8 protein-coding genes and 1 pseudogene are annotated in these 12647 nt (G+C 61.5%); 2 read left to right on the top strand and 7 right to left on the bottom strand.

Features of this window, described 5'->3' with window-relative positions:
- The 4 genes from prpF to HLUSI_RS0110840 form a co-directional block, all read right to left on the bottom strand.
- The coding region (gene prpF / locus HLUSI_RS0110825) for a 2-methylaconitate cis-trans isomerase PrpF (RefSeq protein WP_016834000.1) at nucleotides 1-898 on the bottom strand (898 nt) is incomplete at its 3' end.
- Between the two features lie 46 nt (nucleotides 899-944).
- Nucleotides 945-3554, bottom strand: a complete 2610-nt coding sequence (acnD, locus tag HLUSI_RS0110830) for a Fe/S-dependent 2-methylisocitrate dehydratase AcnD (RefSeq protein WP_016834001.1) — start codon at nucleotides 3552-3554, stop codon at nucleotides 945-947.
- A gap of 105 nt (nucleotides 3555-3659) precedes the next feature.
- Entirely contained in the window at nucleotides 3660-4820 is a 1161-nt protein-coding gene (prpC, locus tag HLUSI_RS0110835) for a bifunctional 2-methylcitrate synthase/citrate synthase (protein ID WP_016834002.1), read from the bottom strand.
- A gap of 51 nt (nucleotides 4821-4871) precedes the next feature.
- On the bottom strand, nucleotides 4872-5753 hold the full coding sequence (locus HLUSI_RS0110840) for an isocitrate lyase/PEP mutase family protein (protein ID WP_016834003.1): 882 nt from the start codon (nucleotides 5751-5753) through the stop codon (nucleotides 4872-4874).
- Nucleotides 5754-6013: 260 nt separating this feature from the next.
- Between HLUSI_RS0110840 and HLUSI_RS28080 the strand changes: the two are divergent.
- Together HLUSI_RS28080 and HLUSI_RS0110850 are read left to right on the top strand one after the other, a co-directional pair.
- Nucleotides 6014-7376 (top strand): annotated as a pseudogene (locus HLUSI_RS28080) (PrpR N-terminal domain-containing protein).
- Nucleotides 7377-7686: 310 nt separating this feature from the next.
- Nucleotides 7687-8979: an MFS transporter gene (locus tag HLUSI_RS0110850; protein ID WP_016834004.1), complete on the top strand. Its 1293-nt coding sequence runs from the start codon at nucleotides 7687-7689 to the stop codon at nucleotides 8977-8979.
- A gap of 198 nt (nucleotides 8980-9177) precedes the next feature.
- Here HLUSI_RS0110850 and ntrC read toward each other — a convergent pair whose 3' ends face one another.
- The 3 genes from ntrC to HLUSI_RS0110865 all read right to left on the bottom strand — a co-directional run.
- Nucleotides 9178-10677 (bottom strand): nitrogen regulation protein NR(I), encoded by a 1500-nt coding sequence (gene ntrC, locus HLUSI_RS0110855; RefSeq protein WP_016834005.1) that lies wholly within the window; start codon nucleotides 10675-10677, stop codon nucleotides 9178-9180.
- 119 nt (nucleotides 10678-10796) lie between these two features.
- Entirely contained in the window at nucleotides 10797-11870 is a 1074-nt protein-coding gene (glnL, locus tag HLUSI_RS0110860; protein ID WP_016834006.1) for a nitrogen regulation protein NR(II), read from the bottom strand.
- A 153-nt stretch (nucleotides 11871-12023) separates the two neighbouring features.
- A partial coding sequence (locus HLUSI_RS0110865) for a hypothetical protein (protein WP_238533973.1) occupies nucleotides 12024-12647 on the bottom strand: 624 nt, incomplete at its 5' end.

The following is a 12647-nucleotide window of genomic DNA, read 5'->3' on the forward strand; positions in this document are numbered from 1 at the left end:
CGGCGGCGGCGACCTTCTTGCCGCTGGATGCGGTGTAGTCGCGCGGTTTGGCGACGAAGGCAACCTTGGGCGTGTGCTGGCGCTTGACGGCTTCGTCGACGTGCTTGATCAGGCCCATGCGTACGGCGCCGTGTGCGCGGACGGTCTCGAAGCGCGCCAAGGCCTTGGGATCGCCGTTGATGGCGTCCTGCAATTCGGCGCCGGTGTAACCGATGTCTTCCGCGTTGAGGAAAATCGCCGGGATGCCGGCGTTGATCATGGTCGCCTTGAAGGTGCCGATACCCGGCACTTCCAGGTCGTCCACCAGATTGCCGGTCGGGAACATGGCGCCGCCGGCGCCCTCTTCTTCCGCTGCAGGATCCATGAATTCGAGCTGCACTTCGGCGGCTGGGAAAGTCACGCCGTCGAGTTCGAAATCGCCGGTCTCCTGCACCTGGCCGTCAGTGATCGGCACGTGCGCAATGATGGTCTTGCCGATGTTGGCCTGCCAGATGCGTACGATGCAAACGCCGTTGACCGGAATCCGATCGGGATTGACCAGGCCGTTGCTGATGGCGAACGGACCGACCGCCGCCGACAGGTTGCCGCAATTGCCGCTCCAGTCGACGAACGCCGTGTCGATGGAAACCTGGCCGAACAGATAGTCGACGTCATGCCCGGCCCGGGTGGACTTGGACAGGATCACCGTCTTGCTGGTGCTCGAGGTGGCGCCGCCCATGCCGTCGATCTGCTTGCCGTACGGGTCGGGGCTGCCGATCACGCGCATCAGCAAGGCGTCGCGGGCTGGACCCGGCGCCTGCGCCGCAGCCGGCAAATCCTGCAGGCGGAAGAACACGCCCTTGCTGGTGCCGCCGCGCATGTAGGTGGCCGGAATCTTGATTTGAGGTACGTGGGTCATATGTATGCTTTCGTCATTGTCAGGTCGATCAATCCAGTCAGGCCGATCAGGCGGCCTTGACGGTCGATGCCAGGAAGTCCTGCGCAAACCGCTGCAGCACGCCGCCGGCTTCGTAGATCGAGACTTCTTCTCCGGTGTCGAGGCGGCAGGTCATCGGCACTTCAACGCGTTCGCCGTTCTTGCGGATGATCACCAGCGTCAGGTCGGCGCGCGGGGTGCGCTTGCCGATCACGTCAAAGGTCTCGGTGCCGTCGATGCCCAGCGTCTTGCGGGTGGTCCCAGGTTTGAATTCGAGCGGCAGCACGCCCATGCCGATCAGGTTGGTGCGGTGGATGCGTTCGAAGCCTTCGGCCGCGATCACTTCCACGCCCGCCAGACGTACGCCCTTGGCCGCCCAGTCGCGCGACGAGCCCTGGCCGTAATCGGCGCCGGCGACGATGATCAGCGGCTGCTTGCGGTTGAGGTAGGTTTCGATCGCTTCCCACATGCGCATGACCTTGCCGTCTGGTTCCACGCGCGCCAGCGAACCCTTCCTGACCTCGCCGTCGACCACCGCCATTTCATTGACCAGCTGCGGATTCGCAAAGGTGGCGCGCAATGCCGTCAGGTGGTCGCCGCGATGCGTGGCGTAGGAGTTGAAGTCTTCTTCCGGCAAGCCCATCTTGGCCAGGTATTCACCGGCAGCCGAATCGGCCATGATGGCGTTGGACGGCGACAGGTGATCGGTGGTGATGTTGTCGGGCAGCACCGCCAGCGGACGCATGCCCGACAGCGTGCGCTCACCGGCCAGTGCGCCTTCCCAGTAGGGCGGACGGCGGATGTAGGTGCTCATCGGGCGCCAGTCGTACAGCGGTGCGGCTGCTTCGCCCTTGTCCACCTGTACGGCGAACATCGGCGTGTAGACGTTGCGGAACTGCTCGGGCTTGACCGAGGACTTGACCACGGCGTCGATTTCTTCGTCGCTCGGCCAGATGTCCTTCAGGCGAATTTCCTTGCCGTCGACAATGGCCAGCACATCCTTCTCGATGTCGAAGCGGATGGTGCCGGCAATCGCGTACGCCACCACCAGCGGCGGCGACGCCAGGAAGGCTTGCTTGGCGTAGGGATGGATGCGGCCGTCGAAGTTGCGGTTGCCGGACAGGACTGCGGTGGCGTACAGGTCGCGCTCGATGATCTCTTTCTGGATCACCGGATCGAGCGCACCCGACATGCCGTTGCAGGTGGTGCAGGCGAAGGCGACGATGCCGAAGCCGAGCTTTTGCAGTTCGGTGCTCAGGCCCGCTTCGTCGAGATACAGCTCCACGGTCTTGGAGCCCGGCGCCAGCGACGACTTCACCCACGGCTTGCGGGTCAGGCCGAGCTTGTTGGCATTGCGCGCCAGCAGGCCGGCGGCGATGACGTTGCGCGGATTGCTGGTGTTGGTGCAACTGGTGATGGCGGCGATGATCACGGCGCCGTCCGGCATCAGGCCTTCGGCTTCCTGCGCCTGCGCCTTGTCGAGATCGACGGCGATGCCGCGTTCGGCCAGCGCCGACACCGGCAGGCGGCGATGCGGATTGGACGGGCCGGCCAGCGTGCGCACCACGGTCGACAGATCGAATCCGAGCGTGCGTTCATACTGCGCCGTGGCCAGGCTGTCGGCCCACAGGCCGGCTTGCTTGGCGTAGGTCTCGACCAGCTTGACCTGTTCGTCTTCACGGCCGGTGAGCTTGAGGTAATCGATGGTCTGCTGGTCGATGAAGAACATCGCCGCGGTCGCGCCGTATTCCGGCGCCATGTTGGAGATCGTGGCGCGGTCGCCCAGCGTCAATGCAGAGGCGCCCTCGCCGCGGAATTCCAGGTAAGCCCCGACCACTTTTTCCTTGCGCAGGAATTCGGTCAGCGACAGCACGACGTCGGTCGCGGTGATGCCCGGCAGCGGCTTGCCGGAAAGTTCGACGCCGATGATTTCAGGCAGGCGCATCCATGAGGCGCGGCCCAGCATGACGTTCTCGGCTTCGAGGCCGCCGACGCCGACGGCGATCACGCCCAGCGCGTCGACGTGCGGCGTGTGGCTGTCGGTGCCGACGCAGGTGTCCGGATACGCCAGGCCGTTGTCGCTATGAATGACCGGCGACATTTTTTCCAGATTGATCTGGTGCATGATGCCGTTGCCGGGCTGGATCACGTTGATGTTCTTGAATGCGCGCTTGGTCCAGTTGATGAAGTGGAAGCGGTCTTCGTTGCGGCGGTCTTCGATGGCGCGATTCTTTTCAAACGCCTGCGGATCGAAGCCGCCGCATTCCACCGCCAGCGAATGGTCGACGATCAGCTGCACCGGCACCACCGGATTGACCTTGGCCGGATCGCCGCCCTGATCGGCGATGGCGTCGCGCAGGCCGGCGAGGTCGACCAGCGCGGTCTGGCCGAGGATGTCGTGGCAGACCACGCGCGCCGGGAACCAGGGAAAATCCAGGTCCCGCTTGCATTCGATGATCTGCTTCAGGTAGTCATTGAGGATGGCCGGGTCGCAGCGGCGAACCAGGTTTTCGGCGTGCACGCGGGAGGTGTAAGGCAGCGTGTTCCAGGCGCCCGGCTTGATTGCCTCCACTGCGCCGCGCGCGTCGAAGTAATCCAGCTTGGTGCCGGGCAGAGGTTTGCGGTGTGCGGTATTCATGGCTCGATCCCGAGAAAAACTTTAGGTAAGAGTGGCAGCCTGCGCGCCGGTCTATGTCGGCGCAACAGGCTGCAGATGTTACTGATGTACTGCCAAGGGTACTATTTACTTGCGCTTGCCGATCGGCACGAACTTCAGATCTTCCGGACCGACATAGTTCGCCGATGGACGGATGATCTTGTTGTCGATGCGCTGCTCGATGATGTGCGCAGCCCAGCCGGAGGTGCGTGCGATCACGAACAGCGGCGTGAACATCGCCGTCGGCACGCCCATCATGTGGTACGACACGGCCGAGAACCAGTCGAGATTGGGGAACATCTTCTTGATGTCCCACATGACGGTTTCGAGGCGCTCGGCGATGTCGAACATCTTGACCGAACCGGCGTCCTTGGACAGCTTGCGGGCGACTTCCTTGATGACCTTGTTGCGTGGGTCCGAGATGGTGTAGACCGGATGGCCGAAGCCGATCACGACTTCCTTGTTCTCGACGCGGCGCTTGATGTCGGCTTCCGCTTCGTCAGGGTTGTCGTAGCGCTTCTGGATTTCAAACGCGACTTCATTGGCGCCGCCGTGCTTCGGACCGCGCAATGCGCCGATGCCGCCGGTGATGGCCGAGTACATGTCGGAGCCGGTGCCGGCGATGACGCGGCTGGCGAAGGTGGAGGCGTTGAATTCGTGTTCGGCGTACAGGATCAGCGAAGTGTGCATCGCCTTTTCCCACAGCTCGGATGGCTTTTCGCCGTGCAGAAGGTGCAGGAAGTGGCCGCCGATGGATTCGTCGTCGGTTTCGACTTCGATGCGCTTGCCGTTCTGGCTATAGTGATACCAGTACAGCAGCATCGAACCCAGCGAGGCCATCAGGCGATCCGCGATGTCGCGCGCGCCCGGCGTGTTGTGGTCATCCTTTTCCGGCAGCACGCAGCCCAATGCCGACACGCCGGTGCGCATCACGTCCATCGGGTGCGATGCTGCAGGCAGCCATTCCAGCGCCGCCTTGACGTTGGCCGGCAGACCGCGCAGTGCTTTCAGCTTGGCCTTGTAGGCCTTCAACTCGGCCGCGGTCGGCAGCTTGCCGTGCACCAGCAAGTGGGCGATCTCTTCAAACTCGCAGCTGTCGGCGACGTCGAGGATGTCGTAACCGCGATAGTGCAAATCGTTGCCGGTCTTGCCGACGGTGCACAGCGCGGTGTTGCCGGCAGTGACGCCGGACAGCGCCACGGATTTTTTCGGTTTGAAGCCGGTTGCCGGTGCTTGTGGTTCGCTCATGCGTATCTCCTGAATGATGTATTGAGGTATGAATTCTTTAGTAAATCCGGATTATTTTTCCGCGTATTTCTTTTCCAGCAGATCGAACATCGGCTTGTTGACCAGGCGCTGGCGTTCGGCAAACGGCGTCACGAAATTCGGGTCTTCGTCGAGGCGATGGTTGTCGCGCAACACGGTCAGCGCCTTTTGCATGCCGGCCACGGCGCCTTGCAGCGCGGCGTTGGCGTACAGCACGATGCCGTAGCCCAGGCCGCCCAGTTCGTCGGCGTTGAAAATCGGCGTCTTGCCGCCGATCACCAGATTCACCAGTTGCGGCTTGTCCAGTGCTTGCGGCAGACGACGGATTTCATCCGCGGTCTCGATCGCTTCCACGAACAGGATGTCGGCGCCGGCTTCGCTGTAGCGGGCCGCGCGTTCCAACGCATCTTCGAAACCGTGGACGCTGCACGCATCGGTGCGCGCCATGATCAGCATGCCGTCATTGCTGCGTGCATCGACGGCGGCGTGGATCTTGCCGACCATTTCTGCGCAGGAGATGACTTCCTTGCCACTGAAGTGACCGCAGCGCTTGGGCGAAACCTGGTCTTCCAACTGCACCGCATCGGCGCCGGCGCGTTCCAGCGTACGGATGGTGTGGCGCACGTTGAGGGCGTTGCCAAAGCCGGTGTCGGCATCGACGATCAGCGGAATCTCCACCGCATCGCGAATGCGCGCGGTGTGGTCGGCCAATTCATTGAGGCCGATGAAGCCCTGATCCGGCATGCCGAAATACATGTTGGTCACGCCGGCGCCGGTAATGTAAAGAGCCTCGAAACCGAGATCGGCAATCACACGCGCCGACAGCGCATTGAAGGCGCCGGGGACCAGCAGCCCTTTGCGTGCATTGACCTTGTCGCGCAGAATTTGTTTGGTGGTTTGAGAAAGGTTGGTCATACGGAGTCCTTGAAGTTGCGTCTGTCGTTGCGTCTGTCGTTGCATGTTTCAGCGAGGTGAATGCCGGTGCTTGTTGCAATGCGCGTGCCATGCCGGCCGCTACCGGATGTTGCATTGCGGAAGAAATCGATGTTTCATCGCAAGCCCGTGTGAAATCAACGACTTATGTATTTTCCTCCTCAGGAGTGCATCCCTGCCTCGACGACACTCACGCCGGGAATGTGTTACATTTGAAACGTTTGAAACACTCAGAATGAAACATGAAACGCCCTCCCTTCTCTTCTCGGGATAACCCGGACAAGCCGGTCATCTGGACAGTTTCGGTGTCGCGCCTGGTCGAACTGTTTCGCGACATCACGCTGGAGTTCGATGATCGCGCGGACATCGAGCCGATCCCGCTGGGCTTTGAAGATGCGGTACGGCATATCCGTGAGCGCCTCGCGACAGAACACTGCGACGCAGTGATCGCGGCAGGATCCAATGGCGCCTATCTCAAGAGTCGGCTGTCAGTCCCCGTGATCATTGCCAAGGCCAGCGGCTTCGATGTCATGCAGGCGCTGGCGAAAGCGCGCAAGATTTCTCCCGACATCGGCATGATCACCTATCAGGAAACCATGCCGTCGCTGGTCGAATTCCAGAACACCTTCGGCCTCAACATCGTGCAGCGCACTTATGCCACCGAAGAAGACGCTCGCTCGCAAATCAACGAACTGAAAGCGGCCGGCATCAAGGCCATCGTCGGCGCCGGCCTGATCACGGGACTGGCCCAGGAAGCGGGATTGGCCGGCATCTTCGTCTACTCCGCCGCCAGCATCCGCCAGGCGTTCGACGACGCGCTGGAACTGGCGCGCCTGACGCAACTGGAATCAACGCGCGGACGCATCCTTCCCGTGGCCGACACCTTGCGCGCGCGGCATCGGCGGTCGCGCCGGGCTGTTTGAAGCCGCGCATCGCGGCACTCTCTTGCTCGATGAAATCGGCGAGATGCCGCTGCCATTGCAAACGCGCTTGCTGCGTGTGCTGGAAGAACGCGAAGTGGTGCGCGTGGGCGGCACCCGGCCGATACCGGTCAACGTGCGCATCATCAGCGCCACGCATTGCGACCTCGATGCGCGCGTACGCGACGGCCGCTTCCGCGCCGATCTGTTTTACCGCCTGAGCGTCTTGCGCATGACGCTGCCGCCGCTGCGCGAGCGGCCGGACGACCTTGCACCGCTGGCGGAGTGGTGCCTGAAGAATGCGCTGGCGGCGATGGACATTCGCCCGCACGCCAACCTGCATGCCGAGATCTTGCGTTGCACGCCCTTGCTGGCGCGCTACCGCTGGCCCGGCAACGTTCGCGAGCTGCGCAACATGATGGAGCGGCTGGCGCTGTTTCTGGCAGCCGAACCGTTGCAGGCGTTGACGCCGAATCTGATCGGCCGCATCGCACCGGAAATCTTGCGTGATGACGTATCGACAACGACGGCGCCCGTGGCGTCCGTTTTGCGTGCAGCGCATGCCGACACCGACGAATCATTGCAGGATGTGCTGGCGCGCTTCGACGGCAACCGTACCGCTGCGGCAAGTTATCTGGGCATCAGCCGCACAACGCTGTGGCGTCGTCTTGGCGAGAAAAACTGAAGCGTCAATACACCTCCTGCGGTGGGACGGCGCTCTTTACACCTCCCCGATGTTGATTCACCTGTGAAGCAGATAGGCAGCGATTCCCACTCTTCGGGAATCACTGCAGGAACGCTTCTGCAAACACTTTTCCTCGAGCGCGAAACCTGATTGACAGTCGCGCGCGCATGCACGTATTCTCAGCCGATCGCACCTCTCAACGGCATACTGTTTACGCATTGTTCATGTGTAAACAACATGACGGTGAACACCTTGTGGTGCGATGCCTCACCATAAAAAAATCATCTCAATCACTCACTCCGGGAGCCACATGAACGCCATCAGTTCATCCAACACGGGCGACGCCAAGTCGGTCAAGTTACATCCACAAACCTGGCGCGCGGTCATTTCATCATCGATCGGCAACGCGCTGGAATGGTTCGATGTGCTGATCTACGGCGCCTTCGCCGTGATCATCGCCAAACTGTTTTTTCCTACCGAGAACGAGACCGTATCGTTGCTGGTGACCTTCGCCACCTTCGGCGTGTCGTTCTTCATGCGCCCGCTCGGCGCGGTCGTGCTCGGCGCGTATTCCGATCGCGTCGGCCGCAAGGCGGCGCTGTCGCTGTCGATCGTGCTGATGACCATCGGCACCGCGATGATTGCCTTCATGCCGACCTACGCCAGCATCGGTTTGTGGGCGCCTGCCGGTATCGTGCTGGCGCGCCTGATCCAGGGCTTTTCGGCCGGCGGCGAGTTCGGCAGTTCGACCGCGTTCCTGGTGGAACACGCACCGCATCGCCGCGGCTTCTTCTCGAGCTGGCAAGTCGCCAGCCAAGGGCTAAGCCTGCTGATGGCGGCGGTTTTCGGCGCCGGACTGAACGGTTTGCTGACGCCTGAGCAGCTGTATTCCTGGGGCTGGCGTCTGCCGTTCCTGTTCGGCCTGCTGATCGGCCCTGCCGGTTACTACATCCGCCGCCATCTCGATGAGTCGCCGGAATTCGCCGCCGCTGAGCGCACTGAAACACCGCTGCGCGATACCTTCTCCAGCCAGAAAATGCGTCTGCTGATCGGCACCGGCAGCGTGATCATGGCGACCGTTTCGGTCTACCTCGCGCTGTACATGCCGACGTATGCGATCAAGCAACTGGGCATGCCGGCATGGTCGTCGTACGCGGCGACGATCGTCTCCGGGCTGATCATGATGGTGTTCTCACCGCTGGTGGGCGAGCTGTCCGACAAGTACGGCCGCACGCCATTCATGATCGGCAGCAGCCTGGCGTTCGTGGTGTTCACGTATCCGATGTTCGTGTTCCTGACGAGTGCGCCGAGCTTCGTCAACCTGCTGTTGCTGCAGATCGTGATCGGCGTGCTGATGACGATGTACTTCGCTTCCATGCCGGCATTGCTGGCCGATGTGTTCCCGGTGCAGACGCGCGGCACCGGCATGTCGCTGAGCTATAACATCGCCGTGATGCTGTTCGGCGGTTTCGCCGGCCTGATCATCACCTGGCTGATCCAGTTCACCGGCAACAAGCTGTCGGTGAGCTTCTTCGTGATCTTCGGCGCGGCCTTGAGCTTGATCGCGTCGACGGCGGCGCGCTACGTCCTGCGCGTGCGTTGATGATCGACTTCGCGCATGACCGGTCCAGCCGGTCGGCGTGAAGGAAAAGCGGATCGAAAAAAAGGGCCGGTTTCATCGCTGAAACCGGCCCTGATGTTTTTGGTGTTATTGATCCGCATCGCATATGCAGATGTTGTCCCTGCACTGCAGCTTGTTCTGTTCCCTCTTTTCCTCAAACCCCTTCTTCCATTCTTCCGCTCAGTCGTCTTCGGCGCCGCCGATGCCGAGTTCCTGGATCTTGCGCGTGATCGTGTTGCGGCCGATGCCCAGGCGCACGGCTGCATCGTTCTTGCGGCCATGAGTATGCTTGAGCGCGATCTTGATCAGCGTCGCTTCGAACTGGCGACCGAGGATGTCCATGACTTCCGGGCGCTCTTCGGCGAGCATTTGCGCCGCTTCGGTTTCCAGCAGGCTGATCCAGCTGCGCTCGGCGCCGCCATCGCTATCGTAGCTCGCTCCCCCGCCGGCGCCGCCATGTGCTTCGGCAGGCGCGGCCGATGACGTTGTGTGCGTATGTGTGTGCGTCGGCTGGAAATTGCTGCTGCGCTCTTCGATCAGATCCTGCGGCAAATCCTTCACTTCCACGGTCTGGCCGGGCGCCATGACGGTGATCCAGTTGCACAGGTTTTCCAGCTGGCGTACGTTGCCGGGCAGTTCCAGTTGCGACAGGAACTGCATCGCCTGCGGCGACAGGCGCTTGGCTTCGACGCCAAGCTGACGCGCGCTTTGCGTCAGGAAATGGCGCGCCAGGATCGGGATGTCTTCGCTGCGCTCGCGCAGGCTTGGCAGACGCAGGCGGATGACGTTGAGGCGGTGGTACAAGTCTTCACGGAACAGGCCCTCGCGCACGCGGTGTTCGAGGTTTTGGTGAGTAGCGGCAATGACGCGCACGTTGGCCTTGAGCGACTGATGGCCGCCGACGCGATAGAAGTGGCCGTCCGACAGCACGCGCAGCAAACGCGTTTGCAGGTCGAGTGGCATGTCGCCGATTTCATCGAGGAACAGCGTGCCGCCTTCGGCTTGTTCAAAGCGACCGCGGCGCATCGCCTGCGCGCCGGTGAAGGCGCCGCGCTCATGGCCGAACAGTTCGGACTCGAGCAGGTCCTTGGGGATCGCTGCGGTGTTCAATGCGACGAAGGGCTGCGCGGCGCGCGGGCTGTGCTTGTGCAAGGCGCGTGCGACCAGTTCCTTGCCCGAGCCGGATTCGCCGGTGATCAGCACGGTCACGTTGGATTGCGACAAGCGCCCGATGGCGCGGAACACATCCTGCATGGCCGGCGCCTGACCGAGAATCTCCGGCGCGTTGGCCGACGATTGCTCGACATCGGTTTCGCGCAGGCTCTCTTCCAATGCACGGCGGATCAGCTCGACGGCCTTGTCGACGTCGAAGGGCTTGGCCAGGTATTCGAACGCGCCGCCCTGGAATGCCGAGACCGCCGAATCGAGATCGGAGAATGCGGTGATGATGATGACCGGAATGCCGGGATGCTTGGCCTTGATGGTCTGCAGCAGCTCCAGGCCGGAGGCGCCGGGCATGCGGATATCGGAAACCAATACTTGCGGCGTACCGCTTTCCAGTGCCTGCATGGCGTCGCGTGCGCTGGAAAAGCTTTGCGTGGCGAGATTTTCTCGCGCGAGGGCTTTTTCCAATACCCAGCGTATCGATTCGTCGTCATCAACAATCCAGATCGGTTTCATAGTGTTATCTTTTCTTGCTTATCGTTGCGTGTAATAGCGTGTAGTAGCGTGTGTAAGTCGCGTAAAAGGCTTACGCCAGTGTTGCCCTGCCCGATCCCTGCTCACCCGATGAACTACCATCAGGGAAGCGGAATCAATATCCTGAAATCCGTACATCCCGGCCGGCTTTCGCATTCGATCACCCCCATGTGCTGCTGAACGAATGTTTGCGCCAACGTCAATCCCAAACCGCTGCCCCCCTCACGACCGGATACCAGCGGGTAAAAAATACGGTCCTGGATATCCGGTGAAATACCGGGGCCGTTGTCGATGATATGCAAGTCTAGTGCCAGCCGATATCGGACCTTGGCCAGCGTCACTTGCCGCATCACGCGCGTCTGCAAAATCAGTTCGCCGTCGCCGGTGCGGATGCGTTCGGCGAGTGCTTGTGCAGCGTTGTGGACGATGTTCAGCAAGGCCTGGATCAGTTGCTCCTTGTCGCCGCGGAATTCAGGGATCGACAGGTCGTAATCGCGCTTGATGGTCAGTCCGTTGGGAAACTCGGCCAGGATCAGACTGCGCACGCGTTCGCAGACTTCATGGATGTTGACGTCGCCGACGATGTGCGGCCGCCGGTGCGGCGCCAGCAGGCGATCGACCAGCGTTTGCAGGCGATCGGCTTCCTTGATGATGACCTGGGTATATTCGCGCAGCTCTTTCAGATGGCGCTCGGGCAGCTCCAGTTCCAGCAGTTGCGCCGCGCCGCGAATGCCGCCGAGCGGATTCTTAATTTCATGCGCGAGATTGCGGATCAGTTCCTTGTTGGCCTGGCTCTGGTCGAGCAGGCGCTCTTCGCGATCGAGCTTGAGTTGCTGGACGTTTTCCCGCAGCTCCAGCAGCACCGGCGTGTCGGCGTTGTCGAGCGCGGTGACGATGGTATGGACCTGCAGCGGCTCGCGGCCGATGCGCTCCAGCACGAGATCGAGGCGCTTGTCGGCGAATTGATGTTCAACCGCCTGGTAGAACAAGGTGGCCAGCTCTTTGCCGTTGAGGAACAGTTCGCTGAGCTTTTGCTGGGACAGCACCTTGAAGGAGCTCTCCAGCAGGTTTTCAGCAGCGGCGTTGGCGTATACGATGCCGCCGTTGGCGTCGAGAATGATGACTGCTGATGCCAGCAGGTCAAGACCGTCGAGTGAAGGTAAAGTTGTTTTCATGCGTTCCGTAAGTACCTGTAGTAATGCCGCATCAAGTAGGTCGTCGCGGCTTGTGGCCGTGCGCACAGATTTGTCAGCTTCCTCTCAGCAAAGCAAGATTTGGGCAAGGCTGCAGCGCCACTGACTTCCCGGCTTGCGCGCCGCTTTTACGGATTAACGCAGCTTGCCCACTTCGCGCCTGAGCGCGTCCACATTGCGCTCCGAACGGGCAATGTCGTCCTTCATGGCGGCAGCGCGTTCCTGGTATTTTGCATAGTTGCGCTCATCGCCGCGCCGCTCGGGCTCGCCGTTGTTGTAGTCCGCCTTCAGGCTCGCCAGTTTGCCCTCTTCCTGCCTGAGTTCGTCCTGCAATATCAGTTTGCGGTCGCTGTCGCGCGCTTTCTGCACCTGGCCGTCGGCCTTGGGAAAAGCGCTTGCGGTCACAGCCTGCCCCGTCGTCGCTGCCGGCTTGCCCGGTGCAGCACGTTTGGTCGGCGCCGGGGCGCTCGCAGCCGGGATATCCAGTTTGCGGCATCCTTTGCCGATGCCGGTATTGCGATATTCCGCGACGCCGTTCTGACCGATGCAGACATAGACGTCATCTGACGTCGGGGCCGCTTGCACGATGGCCGCGCAGGCCAGGCCTGACAATGCGGCAAGTACGGAAAATTTCATTGGTCCAGGCCTGAAAAATGCGATGAAACCAAGTGTATGACAAGACCCGGCGACGAACAAACGCAGCCCGTCGGACACCAACGCAATAAGCCCCGCGCATAAAAAAAGGGAAGCAAGCTTTTT

The sequence above is a fragment of the Herbaspirillum lusitanum P6-12 genome (genome assembly GCF_000256565.1).
In the GTDB taxonomy this organism is placed as follows: Bacteria; Pseudomonadota; Gammaproteobacteria; order Burkholderiales; family Burkholderiaceae_D; genus Herbaspirillum; species Herbaspirillum lusitanum.

Excerpts from the sequence above, each read along its gene's own strand:
- acnD (WP_016834001.1), bottom strand. The coding sequence starts at position 3,554 with ATGAATACCGCACACCGCAAACCTCTGCCCGGCACCAAGCTGGATTAC.
- prpC (WP_016834002.1), bottom strand. The coding sequence starts at position 4,820 with ATGAGCGAACCACAAGCACCGGCAACCGGCTTCAAACCGAAAAAATCC.
- HLUSI_RS0110840 (WP_016834003.1), bottom strand. The coding sequence starts at position 5,753 with ATGACCAACCTTTCTCAAACCACCAAACAAATTCTGCGCGACAAGGTC.
- HLUSI_RS0110850 (WP_016834004.1), top strand. The coding sequence starts at position 7,687 with ATGAACGCCATCAGTTCATCCAACACGGGCGACGCCAAGTCGGTCAAG.
- ntrC (WP_016834005.1), bottom strand. The coding sequence starts at position 10,677 with ATGAAACCGATCTGGATTGTTGATGACGACGAATCGATACGCTGGGTA.
- glnL (WP_016834006.1), bottom strand. The coding sequence starts at position 11,870 with ATGAAAACAACTTTACCTTCACTCGACGGTCTTGACCTGCTGGCATCA.